Origin of the sequence: Silvimonas iriomotensis, from assembly GCF_014645535.1 — a bacterium.
Lineage (GTDB): Bacteria > Pseudomonadota > Gammaproteobacteria > Burkholderiales > Chitinibacteraceae > Silvimonas > Silvimonas iriomotensis.
The window spans coordinates 856,692-880,055 of sequence record NZ_BMLX01000002.1 but is presented as its reverse complement, the minus strand read 5'-3'; the positions used below and the strand labels follow the sequence as shown (position 1 = coordinate 880,055).

The window sequence follows — 23,364 nt, the reverse complement described above, 5'->3', positions numbered from 1 at the left end:
GGAATATTTGGGCGCGAAGGGGCCGGGGCTCCTGCCTGGGCTGCGCAGCGGTGGCCGGTGCTGCGTATTTAGCGCTGCGGTCTGTGTACGCCGGCCAGGATCAGATCAATGCCCGCCAGAAAATCCGCCTGGTCGTCATGGGCGCGCAGGGCAGGGGCCATGCTGCGCGTGAAGGGGAATTCTTCCTGGTCCAGCGCGGACCAGGTCCTGGCCATGTCGTCCAGAAACCCCTCCCGCGGCAGCCCTTGGTGCTGGGCAAATTGCGAGTTGACGGCGTTTTGCTCGCCCACACCTGTGATGTAGTTCTGCAGGGTGCAGGTGACGATCCACTGGGTTTCAGCGGCCACACCCAAGGCGCGCACTTGCTGGCCGAGGTGTTCCAGCATGCGCACGCTGGGCAATTGCCCGGGTGCCTGGGTTAACGCAGACCCCACCCAGGGGTGCTGATCCATGGCATCAAACAAGGCCAGCGCGATGGCGCGAATGCGCGCTTGCGGCGTGCTTGCCGCCTGCGTGGCTTCGCTCAGGGTGCGGGTCATGATGGCGTCGCACGCGGCGGTCAGCAGATCGCTCTTGTTGGCGATATGCCAGTAAATGGCGCCCGCGCCGGTGGCCAGCGCTTGTGCCAGCGCGCGAAAGGTCAGGCCGGCTTCGCCATCGCGATCAAGCAAGGCGATGGCGGCTTCAATGATCCGGTCGCGCGACAAGGCGTCTTCGCGTCTTTCCGTGCTTTGCGCTTTTCTGGGCATGGGATGTCTTGACACAAGTGGAACAATGTTCCAATACTATCATGGAACGACGTTCCAGTGATGGTCATGTGCCACCGGCGGGGCGTTTTAACGATCACGGAACTGCAATGAACATGAATACATCGATTGTCATTATCGGGGCGGGGCTGGGCGGGTTGATGCTGGCCCGCGTGCTCCATATCCACGGCATTGCCGCCACGGTCTATGAGGCCGAAACCTCGCCCATGGCGCGCACCCAGGGCGGCTTGCTGGATATCCACGATTTCAACGGACAACTGGCACTCAAGGACGCCGGTCTGTATGAGGAATTTGTGCAACTGATCCATCACGGCGGGCAGGCGTCCCGCGTGCTGGCGACCGACGGCACGGTGTTGTTTGAGGACGACGATGACGGCACCGGTGGCCGCCCGGAAGTGCGCCGGGGCGAGCTGCGCCGGATTTTGCTGGGATCGCTGCCGCCCGATACGGTCCGCTGGGGCTACAAGCTAAGCCATGTGCAGGCGCTAGGCCAGGGCCGGCACGAGGTCAGCTTTGCCAATGACGAGACCATGGTCAGCGATGTGCTGGTGGGCGCAGACGGGGCGTGGTCCCGGGTGCGGCCATTGCTGTCTGACGCGCAGCCTGTGTATGCCGGGCTGGCGCTGGTCGAGACCTGGTTGTCTGACTGTGACCAGCGTTACCCCGCCACGGCGCAGCTTGCCGGCGGTGGCGCGTTGTTTGCGGTGACGCCCGGCAAGGGCATTCTGACGCACCGGGAGCCGGACGGCGTACTGCACGCGTATGTGGTGCTGCGCAAGCCGCAAGACTGGTTCAGCCGGATTGATGAGGCCACGCAGGCTGATGCGCTCTCTTGCCTTGCTGCCGAGTTTGCCGGCTGGCACCCGGCGCTGACGACCATGATTACCGCCAGTGACAAGGCACCGGTCGTGCGGCTGGTGCATGAACTGCCGGATGAACACCAGTGGCCGCGCATCCCCGGCGTGACACTGCTGGGAGACGCCGCCCATTTGATGGCGCCGTCGGGCGAGGGCGCCAATCTGGCTTTGCTGGATGGTGCCGAACTGGGCAAGGCCATTGCCGCGCAGCCAGCAGATATCGAGGCGGCGCTGCTCAGTTTTGAGCAACAGATGTTTGTGCGTAGCGCCGCCGCAGCCGCCGATGCCAAAGCCTTGCAGGAGATCTGCTACGGCGCGCGGGCGCCGCACAGCCTGGTCGAGATGTTCAGCGCGGTGCCGGCGTCCGCCTGACCGTGGCGTCGCGGCTAGCCGCGTGTGTTTCTCACGCTGTCGCTTGGGTTCTGGACAAAATCTCTGCGGCGATCTGGCGGATGGCCTGATCCATGGCTTCATTGACTGGATAACGTGCCTTGAGCCAGTCCAGCACATGCAGCGCGGCCTGCGGCGTTGCCGTGTAACCGGGCATGAAGGGCGCCACGGCTTGATCCGGATAACGGAACTCGAAGCGGCGCTCTGGCGCAAAGCGGTCAGTCGGCGCGGCTGGTGCGGCGGCCAGCGCCGTCAGTTCCAGCACGCGGTTGACGGCGTCTACCTGCACAAGGCGAAAGCCGGACAACCGTTCACCGCGCGCATAGCGGCCCAGGCCCACATACACGTTGCCGAGGATTTCACCGATCAGCCAGCTTTCTGTTCTGGCGGCGGGCGGCTGCGCTATGGGCTGGCAAATGGTGTCGGGCACGCCCGGTGCCGCCCAGACCATTTGCCCGGGCGAGTAGAAAATGCGCGGCAGTTCATCCAGTTCAAACACGGCAAATTCGCAAAAGATGCCGTCGTCGAACATGACTTTGTGGCCGTCGATGGTATTGCGGTAGGCAAAGGCCAGCGGGCGGATGTTTGATAACCAGTCCAGGAGGTCGATCAGCCGGGCCTTCTTGCCGTCTTTGGCAATGGCGAAGAAATCCAGGTCAGACCACTGATCCATCCGCTCGCGCTCGATCCCGGCGGAGCCCAGACCAAACAGCGCCAGTGCTTCGCCGCTGTGTTCAAGTGATTGACCAATTTCTTGCAGACGCTGCAGCAGATCCAGGCGGGTATTCACGACCATTCTCCAGACAAGGGAAGAATGAGTCTAAACCGCCGTTCATGGATATCAAACCGGTTTGAATGTCAAAAAACAGCGAAAGATTGCATATTTCCGCGGTGAGTCAGCAGGAATGATCGATCAAGGCACGGGCGAGGCTGCGTGAAGCGCAGTCAAACGTAGGGCGAACCCGCCAGCGCGGCGTTCACGCCCAGCGTGCCCTGGTCAATCAGGGCCAGAAAAGCCGTATTGGCCGCCGCTGTATCGCGCTGCGCCTGAAATAGCCGATGCGCGTGCAGAAAAGCCGTGGTCCAGGTGGCAACCAGCAACGCCGCAGCCAGTTGCGCTGCAGGATCGGTCGGGTCTTGCCCGGCGCTGTGGGCCAGTCCGGTGGCGACCGTCTGCCCCAGTTCATCACGCATGGCCCGCGCTCGCGCTTTGAGCGTCTCGCTGCTTTCTACGGTTTCGATAAAGCCTTTGCTGTCGGCCGAGAACGCCACAAACGGGCTGCGCATGGCAATCAGGCGGTGTGCCAGCAAGCGCAGGGTTTCGATGGCTGATACGCCGGGCGCGCGCTGGCGCAGGGCCTCGCGCAGTACCTCGTGCGCTTCTTCATCACGGTCAAAGAACATGTCTTCTTTGCGCGGGAAGTAGTTGAACACCGTCATGCGGCCGACGTCTGCGGCGGCGGCAATCTCATCAACCGTCACCCGGTCAAAGCCATGCTCCAGAAACAGGCGCGTGGCCGCATTGGAGATACTTTGCCGCGTGGCGAGGCGTTTACGGGTCCGAAGATCAGATGGCATTGACATGCCGGCGATCATAGCACATGCTATTTTGTACTCAGTACAAAATTATATTGAATCTATGAAATATCCCGACAAGTCACTGATCGTGATCTTCTGTGCGATTGGTCTGGATGCCGTTGGCATCGGGCTGATCTTTCCCATCCTGCCGCGCTTGCTGGCCCAGGTTACCCATGCCGGCAATATCGCCTTCTGGATCGGCATCATGACGGCGCTGTATGCCTTGATGCAGTTCATCTTTGCCCCGGTACTAGGCGCCTTGAGCGACCGCCTGGGGCGGCGGCCGGTGCTGTTAATATCGCTGGCCGGCGCGGCCATCAATTACCTGTTGATGGCGTTTTCCAGCCAGTTGTGGCTGCTGTTCCTGGGGCGCGCCATTGCCGGCCTGACCAGCGCCAATATGGCGGTGGCGATGGCCTATATCACCGACATCACGCCAGAAGACCAGCGCGCGCGGCGCTTTGGGCTATTCAACGCGGTGTTTGGCGCCGGCTTCATCATCGGCCCGGTGCTGGGCGGTATCCTGGGCGATGTCAACCTGCGTTTGCCATTTATGGCGGCGGCCATTCTCAATGCGGCCAACTTCTTGCTGGCGCTGCTGGTCTTGCCGGAATCACGCACGCCAGTGCGCGCGCCAGTCAATCTGGCCGCACTCAACCCGCTGCGCCCCTTGCGCTGGGCGTTCTCCATGAAACCCTTGCTGCCGGTAATGCTGATCTTTTTCATCTTCAGCGGCACGGGCGAGGTCTACGGCACCTGCTGGGCCTTGTGGGGCAATGATGCCTTCCAGTGGAACGGGCTGTGGGTGGGCTTGTCGCTGGGCACCTTCGGTGTGTGCCAGACGCTGGCGCAGGCGTTTTTGCCGGGGCCCGCCGTCAAACTGCTTGGCGAGCGTGGCGCGGTACTGGCCGGCATGGCCGGGGTCTGTGTGGCGCTGGTGGTGATGGCATTTACCCGGCAGGGCTGGCTGGTGTTTGCGATCATGCCGGTGTTTGCCCTGGGCGGCATTGGCGCGCCCGCGCTGCAAGCCATGGCGACCCGCCAGGTGGATGAAAGCCAGCAAGGGCAATTCCAGGGCGTGCTGGCCTCGGTGGTGAGCCTGGCGTCCATCATCGCCCCGCTGGTGTTCTCCACACTCTATTTTGGCGTGCGCGCGCACTGGCCCGGCGCAATCTGGTTGTCGGTGGTGGTGTTGTATGCCATTGCGGTGCCGCTGGTGCTGGGCTTGCGCCTGGGCCATAACACCCACCTGGCTACCGCAGGGGGCGGTTGAGGGCAGGGGGGGAGATCTCTGGTGGCAGTTGCCCGGACGGTGCGATTTCCGGGTACGCTAGCCGCTTTGCCGCATGCAGACCGGCTTCAGACCGGTTTTCAAAATCCAGGAAGAGATAGCAATGGCCGCCCAGCCCGACTCCAGCACCCAATCCGCCCATGCCGGCACACAAGCCCGGCTTGATGCAGCCCTGATCTCCGCCCGCCTTGATCGCCTGCCTGCCACGCGCACGGTCTGGATTCTGGTGGCGCTGTTGAGCCTGGGCTTTTTCTTTGAGTTGTACGACCTCTTGTACACCGGCTATATCGCGCCGGGCCTGGTGAAAGGCGGCATTCTGACCGCGACCACGCAAGGTTTGTTTGGCACCACCGGCGTGGCCAGTTTTATTGCAGCGCTGTTTGCCGGTCTGTTTGTCGGGACCAGCGTCTGCGGTTTTCTGGCCGACCGTTACGGTCGTCGCGCCATCTTTACCTGGTCGCTGCTGTGGTATTCGGTGGCGAACATGGTCATGGCATTCCAGGACACCGCGCTGGGACTGAACGTGTGGCGCTTCCTGGCCGGGATCGGCATCGGCGTGGAAATGGTGACCATCGGGGCGTATATCTCGGAACTTGTCCCGCGGGAAATCCGTGGCCGCGCCTTTGCCTGCGAGCAAGCCGTCGGTTTTCTGGCTGTGCCATTTGCGGCGTTTCTGGCGTATTTGCTGGTGCCGCACAAACCGTTCGGTCTGGATGGCTGGCGCTGGGTGGTGCTGATCGGTGCCCAGGCCGCCATTGGCGTGTGGTGGATTCGCCGCGCCCTGCCGGAAAGCCCGCGCTGGCTGGCGCGCCAGGGGCGCCTGGCTGAGGCCGAACAGATTGTGGCTGCGCTGGAGGCCAAAGTCGCCGCTGAACTGGGCCGCCCGCTGCCGCAACCGGCCGCGCCTGATCTGACCGAGGCCGATACCGCCAAAGGCCGCTTTGCCGATCTGTGGATGCCGCCGTATCGCAAACGCACCATCATGCTGGTGATCTTCAACATTTTTCAGACCGTGGGGTTTTTTGGCTTTGCCAACTGGGTGCCGACGCTGCTGATCAAGCAAGGCATCACCATTACCACCAGCCTGATGTACTCCAGCCTGATTGCCATTGCCGCGCCGGTTGGCCCGCTGATTGGTTTGTATATTGGCGACCGGATCGAACGCAAAACGGCCATTGTGGTGATGGCGGCTGTGATCATGCTCTGCGGCCTGGGTTTTGCGCACAGCACGGACGCCATCATGCTGGTGACGCTGGGTATTCTGATTACCCTGGCCAGCAACATCATGTCCTACAGTTTTCATGCGTATCAGGCTGAACTCTTCCCCACGGCCATCCGCGCGCGGGCGGTCGGGTTTGTGTATTCCTGGAGCAGGTTCTCTGCCATTTTCTCCAGCTTTATCATCGCCGCCGTGCTCAAGGGCTTTGGCACGCCGGGCGTGTTTGTCTTTATCGCGGCGGCCATGCTGGTGGTGATGGCGGTGATCGGCCTGATGGGACCAAAAACCAACGGTCTGGCGCTGGAACAAATCTCTCACTAAGCCCGCGTGGCCGCTGCCCAGTCGCGCACCGCTTGCGCAAACAAGCGCAAGGCGGCGGGCGGGTGGCGATTGGCCGGGTAGTAAAGACACAGGCCGGGAAAAGACGGGCTCCATTCCCCCAGCAGGCGCACCAGCCGGCCGCTGGCCAGATGTGTTTCGATCTGCGTTTCGTTGATCCAGGCAATGCCGATGCCTTGCAGCGCGGCTTCGATGGCCAGCCGCATACTGCCGACCGTGATCGGGCCGTTAACGTCCAGGTTGACGGGCCGCCCGCGCCAGCGCAAGTCCCAGCGGTAGAGCGCGCCGCTCTCAAAGCGGAACCGGATGCAGCTGTGCTTGAGTAGATCCAGCGGCACCTGCGGGGGCGCGTGGCGGGCCAGATACTCGGGCGAGGCCACTGCTGCAAAGCGGATGTCCGGGCCAAACTTCACCGCAATCATGTCTTTGGGCACCGCTTCTTCAATGCGGATGCCAGCGTCGTAACCGGCGGCGACGATATCCACCATTCTTGAGTCCACCACGAACTCGATATGGATATCCGGATAGCGCGCCAGAAAATCCGGCAACACATGTTGTATGAGTGGCGTGGCGGCAGATTCAGAGCAGTTGATCCGCAATGCGCCGGACGGCCGCTCGCGCGCGTTGGTCACTTCTTGCAGCGCCTCATCAATATCCGTCAGGGCGGGGCGGATGCGGTTCAGCAGTTTCTCGCCCGCCTCGGTCAGCGCTACAGAGCGCGTGGTGCGGTTGAGCAAGCGCGCGCCCAGGCGTTCTTCCAGTACGCGCATGGCATGGCTGAGGGCCGAGGGCGACACATCCAGCGTGCGCGCGGCTGCGCGAAAACTCCCCTGTTCGGCAATGGCCATAAACGCGGCCAGTTCAGAGACGCCGGTTTTCTGCATTGATGAAAATCCTTCACTAAGAGATGCAATCCAGGCTGGATTGTTCAGCATATCACTGCGTCATACACTTTTCTCCATCGCAGACCTGTCACTTGCCGGAGAAAACCATGCAACAGAGATCGCCCACCATTTTGGCGTTCAGCCGCCCATGAACACCCCTCGCGACCATGGCCTGCGCCTGATGATCATCCTCAGCGCGCTGATGTCGTTTTCCTCGATCGCCACAGATATGTACCTGCCGGCTTTGCCCACGCTGGTCCATGATCTGCACACCGACATGGGCCGGGTCGCGTTGACGATCTCTACCTTCCTGACCGGGTTTAGTCTGGGCCAGTTGTTGTGGGGCCCGATCAGCGATCGTATTGGCCGGCGCGGCCCCATTGCGGCGGGTTTGCTGCTGTTTGCCGTGGGCTCGGTGGGCTGCGCGGTGGCGGCGGATATCAACCAGTTGCTGTTCTGGCGTGCGGTACAGGCACTGGGCGCATGCGCCGGCCCGGTGCTGGCACGGGCCATGGTGCGTGATCTGTATGCGTGGGAACGCTCGGCGCAGATATTGTCGCTGCTGATCCTGATGATGGCGGTGGCCCCGCTGGCCGGGCCCTTGCTGGGCGGACAGATTCTCAAATTCTGGTCATGGCGTGCCATTTTTGGCGTACTGGCTGCTTGCGGCGTGCTGGCGTTGTTCGCCTTGAAACTGCTGCCGGAAACCTTGCCGCCAACCCGCCGTAACCGCGCACCCTTGCGCCACACGCTGGCCGAATATCTGCAGCTCATCCGCGATCCGCGCTTGCTGACCTATGCGCTGGCCGGTGGTTTTTACTACGGTGGCTGTTATGCCTTCATTGCCGGCACGCCGTTTGCGTATGTCGATTACTACCATGTGTCCCCCACCGTATTCGGCTTGTTGTTCAGCGTGAATATCGTCGGTCTGATGGCCGTGAATTTCCTTAATACCCGGCTGATTGCCCGCATGGGCAGCGAGCGCTTGTTCCAGCTCGGCGCGGTCATGGTGGCGGTGGCCGGCGTGGTGCTGATCTTCACGGCAAAAACGGGCTTTGGCGATGTGGCCGGGCTGGCCGTGCCGGTGTTTTTCTTCATGGCGCCCAGTGGTTTTATCGTCGCCAATTCGGTGGCCGGTGCGCTGTCATTGTTTGAACGCCAGGCCGGCGCGGCATCGTCGCTGATCGGGGCGGTGCATTACGGCAGCGGCGTGTTCACCGCCGCCATGCTGGGCTGGTTTGCCGACGGCACGCCCTGGCCAATGGGGCTGATCGTGGGCCTGGCTGGCGTGGGCTGTCTGGTGGTGGCACTGCTACCCCGGCTGAGCCTTGTTGCCCGGCCGGTACGTACTTGATCGATTCAAAAGGAGCAACAACATGACCCAACGAACATGGCTGATTACCGGTATCAGCAGCGGTTTTGGTCGCGAGCTCACAACGCAATTGCTGGCGCGTGGCGACCGGGTGATCGGCACGGTGCGTGATCTGGCCAAAGCCGCAGATCTGGCCGCGCAATACCCCGAGACCTTCCACCCCGAGTTGCTGGATGTCACCAATACCGACGCCATTGGCAACCTGGTTGAACATGCGTTTGATCGGTTCAAGCGCATTGATGTGGTCATCAGCAACGCCGGATATGGCTTGTTTGGCGCGGCCGAAGAACTCTCCAACGCGCAGATCGAGCAGATGATTGCCACTAACCTGGTGGGCTCTATCCAGTTGATCCGTGCCGTGATTCCGCATCTGCGCGCGCAAGGGGGCGGCCGGATCATCCAGCTGTCTTCTTACGGTGGGCAGGTGGCGTTTGCCGGTAATTCGCTGTACCACGCCACCAAGTGGGGCATTGAGGGTTTTGTCGAGTCCGTGGCGCAAGAAGTCGCCGGTTTTGGCATCGGCATGACGCTGGTCGAACCCGGCGGCGCGCGGACCGAGTTCCGCTACGGCAGCGCGCAAGTGGCCAGTCTGATGTCGATTTACGACGACACGCCGGCCCATGCCTTTTTGCGCATGCTGGACCCGCAAAACGGCCTGGCCGCGGGCGACCCGGCGCGGATGGCAGCACGCATGATTGAAAGCGTCGACATCCACCCCGCGCCGCTGCGCATGGTGCTGGGCTCGCAAGCGCTGCAAAGCACGCTGGACACGCTGCGTGCGCGCCTGGCCCATTTTGAAACACAAACCGCGCTGGCGGCTTCGACCGATTTTCCGGCCGGCGAATAAACAGGAGAACACCATGCAAACACGCACACTGGGCCAACTGGAAGTCTCCGCCCTGGGGCTAGGCTGCATGAGCATGAGCGCCGCCTACGGGCCGCCTGCCAATAAAGAGGACATGATCCGGTTGATCCGTAGCGCGCACGATCTGGGCGTCACGCATTTTGATACCGCAGAAGCCTACGGCCCCTTTACCAACGAAGCGCTGGTGGGCGAAGCCCTGCAACCCATCCGCAACCACGTGGTGATCGCCACCAAGTTCGGTTTTGACATCGACCAGAAAACCGGTGAGCGCCGTTCTGGCGGCACCAATAGCCACCCGGCCCACATCAGGGCCGTGGCCGACGCCGCGCTCAAGCGCCTGGGCACGGATCATATCGACCTCTTTTACCAGCATCGGGTAGACCCGAACGTGCCGATTGAAGACGTCGCCGGCGCGGTGAAAGACCTGATCGATGCGGGCAAGGTGCGCCATTTTGGCCTGTCTGAAGCCAGCGTTCACACCATCCGCCGCGCCCATGCCGTGCAAGCCGTGACGGCCGTGCAAAGCGAATACTCTTTGTTCTGGCGCGGCCCGGAAGCGGAACTGTTGCCGGTCCTGGCTGAACTGGGCATCGGCTTCGTACCCTTCAGCCCGCTGGGCGCGGGTTTTCTGACTGGCAAGATCGACGAAAACACCCGGTTCGACCCCAGCGACTTTCGCAACCATGTGCCGCGTTTTTCGGTGGAGGCCCGCAAGGCCAATATGGCGCTGGTGGATGTGGTGAAACAAGTCGCCACCCGCAAAAACGCCACCCCGGCGCAAGTGGCCCTGGCCTGGCTGCTGGCGCAACAGCCCTGGATTGCGCCAATTCCTGGCACCACCAAACTGCACCGGCTGGAAGAAAACCTTGGTGCTGTGAACCTGGTGCTGACGGCGGAAGACCTGGCCAGTATCAACACCGAAGTGGCCAAGGTAGAAGTGCAAGGCGCGCGCTTGCCGGAGGCGAATTTGCGGATGACGAATGGGTGAGAGGAGGGCGGCGTGGCTGGATTCCTGCCTGCGCAGGAATGACGAAGTGGTGGGGGCGCGAAGGCACACCCTGCCAGCAACGATAACCTGCCCGGCAAAGCCCCTCCGTCACCCCTGAAACAACCGTTACTTCTGCGGTTCCGGCTTGGTATCTTGCGGTTCCGATGCCGTCATCTTCTGCGCCGCCGGCACGGTGGTTTTCTTCTGATGCTTTTGCGATTTGTGGGTCGAGGCCTTGGCGGCTGCGCTGGCGGGTTCTGCGCCAGATGCGCCCTCCGCCATGCTCACACCAGAAAAAGCCAGACCGGCCAAAGCCATTGCAGCGATAACAAGTTTCATGATGTTTCTCCTGTTTAACCATAAAGGTCACAGGATTCACTGTGCGCTGACAACAAAGTCAACACTATCAGTCACTTGCATGCAGCGCTGTAGGCCATTCTGAAACGGGCCGACAGTCAAAGACCGGGCTGTTGACCGGGCGTTCTCGCGGCAAAACATCCTGGGCAGCAAGATCAGCCGCTGCCATTGCGGGCAACCGTCTGACTACTCAGAGCTTGTGTTTCGGGGGCGCGGTGCTTGCCCTGGGTTTGAGCAAAGGTTCTGACGTCACGCGCATTTCATCCGGGGTGTCTGGCAGGGCCGGGTGCTTGATCAGTTTGCGCAACAGATCGACTGCCATTTCAGCCGCTTCTTGCGTGGGGATCGCCACGGTAGAAAGCGCGGGGCGGGTTTCCTGCGCCATCTGGATATCGGTAATGCCAATCACCGACAAGTCGTCCGGCACGTTCAGGTTCAGATCGGTTGCGGCGTGCATGGCGCCAATGGCGGGCAGGTCGTTGGTGGCAAAAATGGCGGTCAGACCCGGTTGATCCAGCAAAAGGGCGCGGGCGGCGTCGTAGCCGCCCTGAACGGTATCAAGCCCGTTGCGGCAGTGACTGTCGGGCAAATCCACGCCGGCAGCGCGCACGGTATCGATAAAACCCTGCATCCGTGTGGTGTGCACACCGCCTTTGCCGTTACCGATAATCACGCCAATCTGCCGGTGTCCCAGCCGCAGCAAGTGCTCTGCCGCCAGTTGCCCGGCCAGACGGAAATTGACCGCCACACAAGGCAGGCCGGGCGGTTCTTCCGGTTTTTCCCACATGCACAGCACCACCGGCGCGCGGCTTTGGCGCAAGGTGCCGAAATCCAGGTTGCAGTTCATCACCAGCACGCCTTCAGAGAGCGAGCCGGACAACTGGTTGAGGTAGGCGTAGGCCGTTGCCGCATCGTCATTGGTGTTACACAACAGCATGAAGCTGCCATGCTCGCGCGCGGCTTGTTCCACGGCCAGCGCAAACTCTGGATAGAACGGGTTGGCAATGCTGGAAACCATCAGCGCCAGCGTTGGCCCGCGGCCTTCTGCCAGGGCGCGCGCGTTCAGGTTGGGGCGGTAGCCCAGCGCAGTGATGGCTTCCATGACCCGCTCGCGCGTTTCCTTGCTCACACGGCCCCGGTTACGCAACACGTTGGAGACGGTGGCGGGGGTAACACCCGCGCGATGGGCGACCTCTGAAAGTGTAGTCATGTCTTTCTGATTACCTTTTTTGTCTTTCGTCGCCATCATGCTGGCGATTTGCGTGTATCCCGCAATGATGCTGATTTCTATGTATTTTACGCTGCATGGCAGCATGAAAAGTACGCCGCAATAGCATGCCACTGTATTGCAATCGGCAAAAATCTGCTGATATAGTCCGTAGCAATTAATCGCTAACTACATCCCGGCAGTCTCTGCCAGTGCTGTGTTGATGTGGCTGGCGGCTTTTTTTTGAAATGCATGATTAAGCGCTTAATCATATGGCGCGATCACACCACGGAGCCAGGTTGATGGCAAGCATTTCGTTGAGAGGGGCCCAGAAAAGCTATGGCGATCACCAGCAGGTGATCCGCAATGTGGATCTGGACATTGGCGACAACGAGTTCTGCGTGTTTCTGGGGCCGTCCGGCTGCGGCAAGTCTACCTTGCTGCGCATGATTGCCGGTCTGGAAGACCTGACTGAGGGCGAGCTGCGCATTGGTGGCCGCCTGATGAACGAGGTCTCGTCGGCCGAACGCGGCGTGGCCATGGTGTTCCAGAGCTACGCGCTGTTCCCGCATATGACTGTGTTCGAGAACATGGCGTTTGGTCTGAAGCTGGCCAAAACCCCGGTCGATGTCATCAACAAAAAAGTCGGTGAAGCCGCCCGCATCTTGCAGCTGGAAAACCTGCTGAAGCGCTATCCCAAGGCGCTTTCCGGCGGGCAACGCCAGCGCGTGGCCATTGGCCGCGCCATTGTGCGTGAACCCGGCGTGTTCTTGTTTGATGAGCCGCTCTCCAATCTGGACGCGACCTTGCGCGGGCAAACCCGGATCGAGATCGCCCGCTTGCACAAGCAGTTTGCCGCCGCCAGCGTGGTGTACGTGACGCATGACCAGATCGAAGCCATGACGCTGGCCGACAAGATTGTGCTGCTGCATACCGGCAAGGACATGGAACAGCACGGCAGCATTGCCCAGGTGGGCGCGCCGCTGACGCTGTATCACCGCCCGGTCAGCCGTTTTGTGGCGGGTTTTATCGGCTCGCCGCGCATGAATTTTCTCAATGCCAAAGTCGCGGCGCTGCGTGATGACGGCGTCGTGATCACGCTGGATGGCTCGGGCGAAACGCTTCAGGTTGCCGTGTCTGGCGCAAAGCTGGCGCTGGGGCAGGCCGTCACTCTGGGTATCCGGCCCGAGCACCTGGAAACCACCACAGACGCCAGTGGCGAGACGCAAACCCTGCGCCGCACGATCACGCTGATCGAAGCGCTGGGCGAACTCAGTTATCTGCACCTGAACGCCGCCGGCGAGCCCGCGCTGATTGCCAAAGCGCCGGGCGATGCCGTCGCCAGCGTGGGCGATACGCTCAAGGTCCGCGCGCCCGCCGCGCTGTGCCATCTGTTTACCGAAGACGGTTTTGCCGTGCCCCATCTGGAGACCCTGCCGTGACCCACAACGACGCTGCCATGCGCCTTGGCGTGTGCTATTACCCGGAACACTGGCCAGAGAGCATGTGGGCGGACGACGCCCGCCGCATGCGTGAGCTGGGTATTGATCAGGTGCGGATTGCTGAATTTGCCTGGAGCCGGATCGAACCTGAACCGGGCCGGTTTGACTGGGGCTGGCTGGATCGCGCCATTGATGTACTCGGGGCGGCCGGGCTGAAAGTGGTGATGTGCACGCCAACCGCCACGCCGCCGAAATGGCTGATCGACCAGTACCCGGACATTCTGGCCATCAACGCTGAAGGCCGCCCGCGCCGCTTTGGCTCGCGCCGGCATTACGACTTTTCCTCCCCGTCGTGGTTTGAGGCCTCGCAACGCATCTGTACCGAGATCGCCCAACGCTATGGTCAGCACCCGGCGGTCCGGTTCTGGCAGGTGGATAACGAATACGGCTGCCATCACACGGTGGTGAGTTACTCGAACGCGGCCAGCAGACGTTTCCGGCAGTGGCTGCAGGCACGTTATGGCGATATCAAAACGCTGAACGAAGCCTGGGGCACGGTGTTCTGGAGCATGGAATACCGCAGTTTTGACGAGATTGACCCGCCGGTCGACGCGGTGACCGAAGGCCACCCGGCGCACCGCCTGGATTACCGGCGTTTTGCCTCGGATGAAGTGGCGCGCTACAACCGCATGCAGGTCGGCATTGTCCGCGCGCACTCGCCCGGCCGGCCGGTGGTGCATAACTTCATGCAGATGTTCAACGAGTTTGACCATTACAAAGTCGCAGCCGATCTGGATGCGGCCAGCTGGGATAGCTACCCGCTGGGCGCACTGGAAGAAATGTGGTTTGCGCCGGAGGTCAAAGCGCGCTGGCTGCGCACGGGTCATCCGGATTTCGCCAGCTATAACCACGATCTGTATCGCGGCATGTCGCGCTTGCCGTTCTGGGTGATGGAGCAACAACCCGGCCCGGTGAACTGGGCCCCGTGGAACCCCGCGCCGCTGCCGGGCATGGTGCGGTTGTGGACATGGGAGGCGCTGGCCCACGGTGCCGGTTGCGTCTCGTATTTCCGCTGGCGGCAAGCACCGTTTGCGCAAGAACAAATGCACGCCGGTTTGAACACGCCAGACAACAAACCGGATATCGGCGCGGCCGAGGCGGCGCGTGCGGCAGATGAAATCCGCCAGGTGCTGGCCAGCGGTGCCGATGGCGCGGTGAACGCGCGCGTGGCGCTGATTCATGATTACGAAGCCAAATGGCTGTTCGAGATCCACCCGCAAGGCGCGGATTTCCAGTACGCCCGTTTTGCCTTTGGCTACTACAGCGCGCTGCGCAGCCTGGGGTTTGATGTCGATATCGTGCCGGCCAGCGCAAAGCTGGATGGCTACAGCCTGATCGTCGTGCCACCGCTGCCGGTGGTGCCAGATGACCTGGCGCAACGGCTGGCACAGAGCGGTGCGCATGTGGTGCTGGGCCCGCGCACCGGCTCCAAAACGGTCAGCGTGCAGATTCCGGATCAACTGCCGCCAGGCCCGCTGGCCAGCATCCTGCCGCTGCGCGTGTGGCGTGTCGAATCGCTGCGCCCCAACGTGACCGAAGCGGTCGATGCGCCGGCTCTGGGTTTGCCGCGGCTGCAGGCGCATCACTGGCGTGACCTGATCGAGGCGACGCCGGCGGTCGATATCCTGGGGACGTTCACCGATGGCGCGCCGGCGATTTTGCGGCACGGCAAGGTGCATTACCTCGCCAGCATTTTCAGCGAAGCCGGCACCCGCGCCATTCTGGCCAATGTGGCGCAAGCCGCTGGCCTGCAGCCGCAGGCGCTGGAAGAAACCATCCGCATCAGCCGGCGTGGCGAGCTGGTTTACGTCTTCAATTACGGTGAGGCCGCGCATGACATCCCGGGTGTCGATGCGGGCGCGTTTGTGGTCGGTTCAGCGCGCGTCGAACCACAAGGGGTGGCGATCTACCGCCAGCCCGGTCAAGTGCAGTGAAGTGGCAAGCAGGGTTCGGTTTTTGATCTCGTCAAAGCAGGCACATACAACGTTGCAGCAGCAAGGAGACAACAATGAGCAAGGTACGCACTCGCATTCTGGGTTTGACACTGGCCGCCGCCGGCCTGTGTTATGGCGCCATGGCGCAGGCCGGTACGCTGGCCATCAACGTGGCCTTCAAGGGCGCCAGCCAGCGCGCAGTCTGGCAATCGGTGTTTGATGATTTCAAAAAGGCGCATCCGGATATCGAGATGAAAGTCGCCTTTGTGGATGAAGAAGCCTACAAGGTGCAATTGCCAGGCTGGCTTTCTTCAGTGGCGCCGGATGTGGTGAACTGGCATGACGGCGAGCGCATGGCGTACTACGCCCGCCGCGGTCTGCTGGAAGACCTTTCTGGCGACTGGGCAAAGAACGGCTGGAACGAGACCTATGCCTCGACCAAAGAAGCGTCCTCCTGGAATGGCAAGCAATACGCCATGCCGACGGTGTATTACTCCTGGGGCATGTTCTACCGCAAGGATCTGTTCCAGAAAGTCGGCATCAGCGCCGAACCCAAGACCTGGGATCAGTTCATTGATGCCTGCAAAAAGCTCAAGGCCGCCGGCATTGCCCCGATCGCCGTGGGCGGGCGTGACGCCTGGACGCTGGCGGGCTGGTTTGACTACCTGGATCTGCGCCTGAACGGGAACGCCTTCCACCAGAAACTGATGGCCGGTGAAGTGCCGTACACCGATGCCCGCGTGAAGAAGGTCTACACCACGTGGAAGGGCCTGATCGATGACAAGTATTTCATCGACAACGCGCTCTCTTACGATCTGGATGCCGCCCAACCGTTCCTGTTCCAGGGCAAGGCCGCCATGATGCTGATGGGGACGTTCATCTCTGCCGGTTTCCCGGCCAACGTCAAACCGAACATGGGTTATTTCCAGTTCCCGATCATCGACAGCAAGGTACCGACGGCAGAAGACGGCCCGGTCGAGTCTTTGCATATTCCGGCCAAAGCCAAAAACAAGGCCGATGCGCATACCTTCCTGGCCTTTGTGGGTACGCCCGAGATCAGCGGCCGCCTGGCCAAGGGGCTGGGTTCTTTGCCGGCCAACAGCAAGGCAGAAGAACCGGAAGATCCGATCTCGAAGATCGGCTTTCAGATCCTGTCGCAAACCCGCGGCGGTATCGCCCAGTTCTATGATCGTGACATGACCAAGGAAATGGCCGACGAAGGCATGAAGGGCATGCAGCAGTTCCTGTCTGACCCCAGCCAGATCGACAGCATCCTGGCGCAGCTGGAAACCACCCGCAAGCGCATCTACAAGAAGTAAGCACGGCGCCGCCCGCAGGCCACGGCTGGCGGGCGGCCAGCGCTCTGTATGGCATTGCCAGGAGATGATCGCGTGATCGATTCAGTACCGGATACCCCGCTGCACCAGCCGATGGCGCCTGCGGCAAAAGCGGCAGGCAAGCGGCTCTCGCCCAGCGCGCGGCGGCAGCGGCGGGCGGCGTGGCTTTTTCTGGCGCCGGCGTGCGTCATGGTCGCCCTGTTTGTGCTGTACCCGATTCTCAAAAGTATCTCGCTGAGCTTTTACAGCTGGGATGGCATGACCGACAAAACCTTTGTCGGGCTGGCCAACTATATCGAGTTGTTTCACGCGCCCACCTTTTACACCGCGCTCAAGAACAACCTGCTGTGGCTGCTGCTGTTCTTGCTGGCCCCGCCCATGGGGCTGGCGATTGCGCTGTATCTGAACCAGGCCGTGGCCGGTATCCGGCTGGTCAAATCACTGTTCTTTGCGCCATTTGTCTTGTCTGGCGTGGTGGTGGGGCTGATTTTCAGCTGGTTCTATGACCCCACCTTTGGCTTGCTGGCCTTGATCCTGGGCCATGGGATTCCGGTACTGGGCGACGCGCATTACGTCACCTTTGGCATTGTGTTTGCCGCGCTGTGGCCGCAAACCGCCTACTGCATGATCCTGTATCTGACCGGGCTGACCGGCTTGAACGCAGACCAGATCGAAGCCGCCCGCATGGAAGGCGCCCGTGGCTGGGCGTTGCTGTGGCACGTGGTGCTGCCGCAATTGCGGCCGACCACTTTCATGGCCATGGTCGTCACCATCATTGGCGCGCTCAGAAGCTTTGACCTGATCTCGGTCATGAGCAGCGGCGGGCCGTTCGAAAGCTCCACCGTGCTGGCGTATTACATGTACGACCAGGCCATCAAGTACTACCGCTATGGCTATTCCGCCGCCATTGCCGTGGTGCTGTTCGCCATCATGCTGGTGTATATCGCCTGGCATCTGCGGCGCTTGCTGCGTAACGAGCATTAACCAGGACCAGAGAGACCGCCATGTTTCCCATGCCTATTGATCACTGGAAGCCCGTTAACCGGCGTCTGTACAAACTCACCCTGCCGCTGGCTTTGCTGGTCTGGCTGTTGCCGCTGATTGCGGTGATGGTGACGTCGATCCGTTCTACTGAAGAACTCACCGAAGGCAATTACTGGGGCTGGCCGAAGCACTTTGCGCTGTTCGCCAACTACCACGAAGCACTGACCACCTCGCCCATGCTGCATTACTTTTTCAACAGCGTGATGATCACGGTGCCGGCGGTGATTGGCGCAATTGCGCTGGCCGCCATGGCCGGGTTCTCGCTGGCGGTGTATCAGTTCCGCGGCAATCTGGCGCTGTTTGCCACTTTTGTCGGTGGCAACTTTGTGCCCATCCAGATCCTGATGATCCCGGTGCGCGATCTGTTTTTGCAGATGGGTCTGTACAACACGCTGTGGGCGCTGATGTTGTTCCATATCGCGTTCCAGACCGGCTTTTGCACGCTGTTCTTGCGCAACTTCATCAAGCAACTGCCCTACGAGTTGATCGAAGCCGGCCGCATTGAAGGCGCGGGGGAATGGGCGATTTTCTGGCGCATCATCCTGCCGTTGATCCGCCCCGCGCTGGCGGCGCTGTCCATCCTGGTCTTCACCTTTGTCTGGAACGATTACTTCTGGGCGTTGTGCCTGACCCAGGGCGATGACGCCGCGCCGCTGACCGTTGGCGTCGCGGCCTTGCGCGGGCAGTGGGTCACGGCGTGGAATCTGGTCAGCGCGGGGTCGATCCTGGCGGCCTTGCCCTCGGTCATGATGTTCTTTGCCATGCAGCGGCACTTTGTGGCCGGGCTGACCTTTGGCGCGACCAAGGGCTGAGGCGACATCCGCCCGCCGGCTCAGTGGTTCATTTCTCTGGCATAAGCCGCGGTTTCTTCCGCCAGGGCGCGGGCGACCGCCGGCCGCTGTTTGAGCGCTTGCGCATAGGCCTCTATCTGCGGCCATTGGGCCAGATCAATCCCGGCGTAGGGCGACCAGTTCAGCACCGTAATCAGGTAGGCATCGGCCACCGAAAAATAACCCAGCAAAAACGGGCGCGCCGCCAGTTGCTGGCTCAGGTAGCCAAAGCGCAATGCCAGCTTCTGCCGGGCAAATGCCTTGGCCCCGTCCGGGCTGCGCCGGTCCAGCAGCGGGATATACGTCCCCTTGTGCAGTTCTGTGGCAATGAAATTAAGCCATTGCTGCAAACGATAGCGTTCCATGCCGCCCGCCGGGGCCAGTTGCGCGTGCGGATGCAGGTCTGCCACGTACTGCAAGACCACCGGGTTTTCGGTAATCACTTCACCGCTTGAAGTGCGGATGGCGGGCACTTGTCCCATCGGGTTGATCGCCCGGTAATCAGAGCCATCTGCCAGCAGACGCTCTCCGGGCCGGGTGTGGATATCGACATAGACAAAATCAGCGGTGGCGCCCGCCTCGTAAAGGGCAATGCGGGTCGCGGCCGAACAGGCCAGCGGCGCAAAGTAAACCTGCATGGGATGCTCCTTGCTGTTGATTTTTGTACTACATGGTAATAAATTATGCCGGTGATCATGTCCCGTCAAGAAATTAATTTACCAAATGGTACGAAAATCATCTGACTCCGCGCCAGCAACGCCAACGCCGTTGCAAGACGCCACCCATAGCCAGCCTCGCACTCGTGGCCGCCCCAAAGCCTACGATGCCGGGCAAGCGCTGGCCCAAGCGCGTGATGCCTTCTGGGATGCCGGTTATAACGGTACCTCGCTGGATGATCTGACCCTGGCCACGGGCATGAACAAGCCCAGCCTGTACAGCGCGTTTGGCGACAAACACACGCTGTACCTGGAAACGCTGGCGCGCTATCGGGAACTGGGCCGCGATGCCATGCGTGAAGCGCTGGCGCCCGGGCAGCCACTGGCTGAGTCATTGCGGGCGGTTTATGCCAAAGCCATTGCCATCTATACCGCCGGCCCACTCGGGGCGCGGGGTTGTTATCTGATCGGGACTGCCGCCACCGAGGCCGTGCATGATCTGGCCGTGCGGGCGATGTTTGCCGATGGCCTGCATGAACTGGATGCGTTGCTGGAAGCGCGTTTGCGCGCTGCCGTGACCTCCGGGGAGCTGGTCGCCACGGTGGAACCCGCCGTGCTGGCGCGGTTGTTGTGCGGGGTCATGAATTCGCTGGCGCTGCGGGCGCGGGCCGGTGAGCCGGCCGCCATGCTGGCGCAAATGGCTGAGGCGGCAGTGCAACTGGTGGCTTCATCCATCCGCCAGACAGACCCCACCACCCGCTAACGCGCGCAAAAAAGGCCGCGAACGGCCTTTGGGGTAGCGCAATGCGGATGGCTCCGCAACGGCTTATTTGGTGGCGGCTGGTGCCACAGCAGAGGCTTGTGGTGCCGGCTTGCGGCTGTCGCAGACGCGGTCTTCAATCAGCGCAAATACGCTGTCGTCAGAATACGGTGCGGCGGTGCTGTCGTGGGGCGGGTTTTTCGACAACAGCTTGAATTTGTCGTCAAAGAAATAGGTCGCGTAAATCCGGGCCTTGTGGGCGGCGCAATCGAGTTCGATATCGCTTAACACGTTGGCAATGCGCGGGTCTTTGTCAGACTTGATGCCTGACGTGACCATCCGCACGGTGATGACATTACCGGTCCGCTGGATGGTATCCAGATCGATCTGGTTGGTTCCATCCAGAGAGAACAAGCTGGCAGCAAGCAAAAGAGGCAGCATGGTTTGGGTTCGTTATTTTGGTTGAAGAGCACGCATGGGCACTGTGCCCAAAACCGCGCGGGGATTCAATCACTTTGCAGTGGGCCCGTTGCGGCAGCGGGACAGCGCTGTAGCTATAACGGCGGGCCAGGGCGCTGGTTTACCCGATCAGAACCCGCACGCGTTCGACATCCTCGGGCGTGGCGGGGTTGTAGACCACCATGCTCAGATCAGGCTGGCCATCAACGGCAAAAGCGGAGTAATCCAGCGTCAGCAGCCCCACCACCGGATGCATGATGTGCTTGGTGCCTTCGCCATGCGTGCGGACTTCATTGCGATGCCACATGCTGGCAAATTCCGGGCTGGTGGCGATCATGTCGGCCACCAGCGCACGCACCGCATCAGGCGCGCCGGCCCGGGTGGATTCTGCGCGAAAGGNACGCACCGCATCAGGCGCGCCGGCCCGGGTGGATTCTGCGCGAAAGGTGGCGACCACCGAGCCCGCGTCTTCCTCCCAGTGCAGCATGCGTTTGCGCACGTCCGGATTGCTGAACAGCATGCGCAGGGTATTGCGTTGCTGCGGCGGCATGTTGTCGTAATCGCCCAGCACTTTGAGAGCGGCCTGATTCCACGCCACGATATCCCAGCAGGATGTACGCACGAACGCCGGGCTTAACGGCATGGCGTCCAGAATGCGCTGCAGACGGGCAGAGACCGGGCCCGGCGCCTGGTAGCGGATTTCGGGCGGGCGATCTTGTGCCAGCAAAAACAGGTGCTCGCGCTCGGCGGTGGTCAGATCCAGCGCGCTGGCAATGCGTTCGAGCACAGCGGTAGAGGGCACGCCACCGCGACCTTGTTCCAGCCAGGTGTACCAGGTGGCGCTGATGTTGGCGCGCAGGGCGACTTCTTCACGCCGCAAGCCGGGCGTGCGCCGGTTGCCGGACGGGTAACCAAACGCGACCGGGTCCAGCCGCGCGCGGCGGTTCTTCAGGTAATTACCCAGCCGGTTTTCTTCCAGGGTGCTCATGTTCTGTCCATTCATCGCCGTTGCGGCGTTGCCTGATACGAGCATAAACACATGCACCCGCCAGCGGAAGATGGCGGCAGGACTGGTCAGGCCGGGCGCATCGCCACCACGATTGCATCACTGCCCGCCCTGGCGTTTGGCACGCTGCACTTCGCCAAAGCGTCGCGACATGCGGTCACCCAGCACCAGCGCACCCGCAATCAGCACCACAAAAGGCCCGTTCCAGCCCGGCGTTACCGGGTGCGCATAGAGCAACAAAACGCCCACCACCAGGTTAAACAGACCCCAATGAAAATTCACGTGCGGTGATGAATCCCCCTTGCCACGCGGTTTGGCAAACGGGGTGGGGAACGGCAGGCCGGCAAGACCCATGGCCAGATGAGGCAGGCTGTTGCACAACAAGGCACCGGCAAAAAAGAGAGCGAGGTAATTCATGGTATCGGTCAGAGGCTTGATGGAGGAGGGAAAGGTTTACGGACGTGCCGCGGCTTTGCCCCGGCGCGCCATCAGCCGCGCCAGTAACGGGCTCAGCAGCAGAATGGTCATGAAACGGCAGACCTGCATGGCCATGACAAAAGACACATCGACATGGCTGGACGCAGCGATGATGGCGACGGTATCGGCCCCGCCAGGACTGGTGGCCAGGTAAGCGGTGAGCGGATCAACCCCGGCCACTTGCACCAGCACCACGGCCAGCCCGCCGCAGGCCGCGATCAACGCCAGCGTACACAGCAAAATCCGCGGCAGTGCACGCGCCGCGTATTGCAGCAAGGGTCGGGTGAACTTCAGGCCGATATGCCAGCCGATGATGGCGTAGGCCGCCACCAGCAACCACACCGGCAATTCAATTTTCAGCCAGCCCAGATGCACCAGCAGCATGCCGCCGAACATGGGGATCAACATCGCGCCGGCCCGCAATCTGAAGCGGCGCGAGATCACAATGGCAAATGCAGCCAGCGCAACCGTGCCGGCCAGTGCGGTCCAGTCTGGCATTTGCCACCAGTTGGTCGAAGCCAGCGTGCCATGCACTGCATGTGCTCCCAGTACGCGGGTAATGATGCTGGCCGCCGCGGCCACCAGCATGACGCGCAGGTATTGCATCAGCGCCACCAGTTGCACGTCAGCGCCGAAGGCCTCTGCCATCAGGGTCATGGTCGTGGCGGCGCCGGGGCTCAGGCCCCACATGGCGGTGGAACCCGGCAGCACCTGCATGCGCGTCAGCAGCCAGCCCAGCAGCACGCAGACGGCCAGCACCGAGAACACGCCCCCGACGAACAACAACCAGTGCCCGCCGACATCGCCATGAACCCAGCCGGGCAAGGTGCGGGCAATCATGGCGCCGACAATGCTTTGCGCAATCTGGAACGGCAGTGGCGCAACGCCCCGGCTGCCGCCATTGGCGGTCACAATAATCCCCGCAATCATCGGCCCCAGCAGCAAGGCTGCCGGCAGACCGCAAGCCGCAAGCCCGGCGCCAAGCACGGCCGACAACGCCAGCAGAATCAGCCACTGGCTGCGGGCAGAGGTGCCGGCAAGGCGGCCAGGGCGAGTGGTATCGGCGTGACTGGTGGGCATACGGTAGATGTCCAAGCGTTGACGAGATATGCGAGGGTATCCTCTCAAAAAATACTAGAGGATATCCTCGCATAAATCAATGACCATTTCATAAATGGCCATATGCTGATGCTATATAAGGCTCAATGCCGGTTAAGAACTGCATTTGGCTTAACAGGCGCTTGA

Annotated in this window: 23 protein-coding genes; 12 read left to right on the top strand and 11 right to left on the bottom strand. The window is 61.6% G+C overall.

Features of this window, described 5'->3' with window-relative positions:
• Positions 1-68: 68 nt before the first annotated feature.
• A complete protein-coding gene (locus IEX57_RS10545) occupies positions 69-749 on the bottom strand; it encodes a TetR/AcrR family transcriptional regulator (RefSeq protein ID WP_188704284.1) in 681 nt (226 codons plus the stop codon).
• Between the two features lie 107 nt (positions 750-856).
• Between IEX57_RS10545 and IEX57_RS10540 the strand changes: the two genes are divergently transcribed.
• Positions 857-1,996 carry an FAD-dependent oxidoreductase gene (locus IEX57_RS10540; RefSeq protein ID WP_229708960.1) on the top strand — a complete coding sequence of 380 codons (1,140 nt, stop codon included), beginning with the start codon at positions 857-859 and terminating at the stop codon, positions 1,994-1,996.
• A gap of 31 nt (positions 1,997-2,027) precedes the next feature.
• Here IEX57_RS10540 and IEX57_RS10535 read toward each other — a convergent pair whose 3' ends face one another.
• Together IEX57_RS10535 and IEX57_RS10530 are read right to left on the bottom strand one after the other, a co-directional pair.
• Positions 2,028-2,804 carry a hypothetical protein gene (locus IEX57_RS10535; protein ID WP_229708959.1) on the bottom strand — a complete coding sequence of 259 codons (777 nt, stop codon included), beginning with the start codon at positions 2,802-2,804 and terminating at the stop codon, positions 2,028-2,030.
• A gap of 155 nt (positions 2,805-2,959) precedes the next feature.
• Positions 2,960-3,592, bottom strand: a complete 633-nt coding sequence (locus IEX57_RS10530) for a TetR/AcrR family transcriptional regulator (protein ID WP_229708958.1) — start codon at positions 3,590-3,592, stop codon at positions 2,960-2,962.
• Between the two features lie 61 nt (positions 3,593-3,653).
• Here IEX57_RS10530 and IEX57_RS10525 point away from each other — a divergent pair, with 61 nt between their 5' ends.
• Together IEX57_RS10525 and IEX57_RS10520 are read left to right on the top strand one after the other, a co-directional pair.
• On the top strand, positions 3,654-4,865 hold the full coding sequence (locus IEX57_RS10525; protein WP_188704281.1) for a TCR/Tet family MFS transporter: 1,212 nt from the start codon (positions 3,654-3,656) through the stop codon (positions 4,863-4,865).
• Positions 4,866-4,986: 121 nt separating this feature from the next.
• Positions 4,987-6,423 (top strand): MFS transporter, encoded by a 1,437-nt coding sequence (locus IEX57_RS10520; protein ID WP_188704280.1) that lies wholly within the window; start codon positions 4,987-4,989, stop codon positions 6,421-6,423.
• Here the strand turns inward: IEX57_RS10520 and IEX57_RS10515 are convergent.
• On the bottom strand, positions 6,420-7,325 hold the full coding sequence (locus IEX57_RS10515; RefSeq protein ID WP_188704279.1) for a LysR family transcriptional regulator: 906 nt from the start codon (positions 7,323-7,325) through the stop codon (positions 6,420-6,422). The genes IEX57_RS10520 and IEX57_RS10515 overlap by 4 nt on opposite strands.
• Positions 7,326-7,473: 148 nt before the next feature.
• Here IEX57_RS10515 and IEX57_RS10510 point away from each other — a divergent pair, with 148 nt between their 5' ends.
• From IEX57_RS10510 to IEX57_RS10500, 3 genes are read left to right on the top strand one after another with little or no spacing between them, the layout of a single operon-like run.
• Positions 7,474-8,679, top strand: a complete 1,206-nt coding sequence (locus IEX57_RS10510; protein ID WP_188704278.1) for a Bcr/CflA family multidrug efflux MFS transporter — start codon at positions 7,474-7,476, stop codon at positions 8,677-8,679.
• A gap of 22 nt (positions 8,680-8,701) precedes the next feature.
• A complete protein-coding gene (locus tag IEX57_RS10505; RefSeq protein WP_188704277.1) occupies positions 8,702-9,544 on the top strand; it encodes an SDR family oxidoreductase in 843 nt (280 codons plus the stop codon).
• 13 nt (positions 9,545-9,557) lie between these two features.
• Positions 9,558-10,550 carry an aldo/keto reductase gene (locus IEX57_RS10500; RefSeq protein ID WP_188704276.1) on the top strand — a complete coding sequence of 331 codons (993 nt, stop codon included), beginning with the start codon at positions 9,558-9,560 and terminating at the stop codon, positions 10,548-10,550.
• A gap of 126 nt (positions 10,551-10,676) precedes the next feature.
• Here the strand turns inward: IEX57_RS10500 and IEX57_RS10495 are convergent, their stop codons facing one another.
• Positions 10,677-10,889 (bottom strand): hypothetical protein, encoded by a 213-nt coding sequence (locus IEX57_RS10495; RefSeq protein WP_188704275.1) that lies wholly within the window; start codon positions 10,887-10,889, stop codon positions 10,677-10,679.
• A gap of 208 nt (positions 10,890-11,097) precedes the next feature.
• Positions 11,098-12,117 (bottom strand): LacI family DNA-binding transcriptional regulator, encoded by a 1,020-nt coding sequence (locus IEX57_RS10490; RefSeq protein WP_188704274.1) that lies wholly within the window; start codon positions 12,115-12,117, stop codon positions 11,098-11,100.
• Positions 12,118-12,416: 299 nt separating this feature from the next.
• Here IEX57_RS10490 and IEX57_RS10485 point away from each other — a divergent pair, with 299 nt between their 5' ends.
• From IEX57_RS10485 to IEX57_RS10465, 5 genes are all read left to right on the top strand, one after another.
• Positions 12,417-13,556 (top strand): ABC transporter ATP-binding protein, encoded by a 1,140-nt coding sequence (locus IEX57_RS10485; RefSeq protein WP_188704273.1) that lies wholly within the window; start codon positions 12,417-12,419, stop codon positions 13,554-13,556.
• Entirely contained in the window at positions 13,553-15,550 is a 1,998-nt protein-coding gene (locus tag IEX57_RS10480) for a beta-galactosidase (protein WP_229708957.1), read from the top strand. The genes IEX57_RS10485 and IEX57_RS10480 overlap by 4 nt, the downstream gene beginning before the upstream one ends.
• Before the next feature lie 74 nt (positions 15,551-15,624).
• On the top strand, positions 15,625-16,869 hold the full coding sequence (locus IEX57_RS10475; protein ID WP_188704272.1) for an ABC transporter substrate-binding protein: 1,245 nt from the start codon (positions 15,625-15,627) through the stop codon (positions 16,867-16,869).
• A 72-nt stretch (positions 16,870-16,941) separates the two neighbouring features.
• Positions 16,942-17,871 carry a carbohydrate ABC transporter permease gene (locus tag IEX57_RS10470; RefSeq protein ID WP_229708956.1) on the top strand — a complete coding sequence of 310 codons (930 nt, stop codon included), beginning with the start codon at positions 16,942-16,944 and terminating at the stop codon, positions 17,869-17,871.
• A 20-nt stretch (positions 17,872-17,891) separates the two neighbouring features.
• Positions 17,892-18,743, top strand: coding sequence for a carbohydrate ABC transporter permease (locus IEX57_RS10465; protein ID WP_188704270.1), 852 nt, complete (start codon positions 17,892-17,894; stop codon positions 18,741-18,743).
• A gap of 20 nt (positions 18,744-18,763) precedes the next feature.
• On the opposite strand, the gene IEX57_RS10460 is transcribed toward IEX57_RS10465, so the two are convergent.
• On the bottom strand, positions 18,764-19,399 hold the full coding sequence (locus tag IEX57_RS10460; RefSeq protein ID WP_188704269.1) for a glutathione S-transferase family protein: 636 nt from the start codon (positions 19,397-19,399) through the stop codon (positions 18,764-18,766).
• An 85-nt stretch (positions 19,400-19,484) separates the two neighbouring features.
• Here IEX57_RS10460 and IEX57_RS10455 point away from each other — a divergent pair, with 85 nt between their 5' ends.
• Positions 19,485-20,180 carry a TetR/AcrR family transcriptional regulator gene (locus IEX57_RS10455; protein ID WP_188704268.1) on the top strand — a complete coding sequence of 232 codons (696 nt, stop codon included), beginning with the start codon at positions 19,485-19,487 and terminating at the stop codon, positions 20,178-20,180.
• 63 nt (positions 20,181-20,243) lie between these two features.
• On the opposite strand, the gene IEX57_RS10450 is transcribed toward IEX57_RS10455, so the two are convergent.
• The 4 genes from IEX57_RS10450 to IEX57_RS10435 all read right to left on the bottom strand — a co-directional run bounded on the left by IEX57_RS10450 (position 20,244) and on the right by IEX57_RS10435 (position 23,199).
• Entirely contained in the window at positions 20,244-20,618 is a 375-nt protein-coding gene (locus tag IEX57_RS10450) for a surface-adhesin E family protein (RefSeq protein ID WP_188704267.1), read from the bottom strand.
• A gap of 139 nt (positions 20,619-20,757) precedes the next feature.
• Positions 20,758-21,624, bottom strand: a complete 867-nt coding sequence (locus IEX57_RS10445; RefSeq protein ID WP_188704266.1) for a helix-turn-helix transcriptional regulator — start codon at positions 21,622-21,624, stop codon at positions 20,758-20,760.
• A gap of 117 nt (positions 21,625-21,741) precedes the next feature.
• Positions 21,742-22,059, bottom strand: coding sequence for a hypothetical protein (locus tag IEX57_RS10440; RefSeq protein ID WP_188704265.1), 318 nt, complete (start codon positions 22,057-22,059; stop codon positions 21,742-21,744).
• A gap of 36 nt (positions 22,060-22,095) precedes the next feature.
• Positions 22,096-23,199 (bottom strand): AbrB family transcriptional regulator, encoded by a 1,104-nt coding sequence (locus tag IEX57_RS10435; RefSeq protein WP_188704264.1) that lies wholly within the window; start codon positions 23,197-23,199, stop codon positions 22,096-22,098.
• Positions 23,200-23,364: the final 165 nt, after the last annotated feature.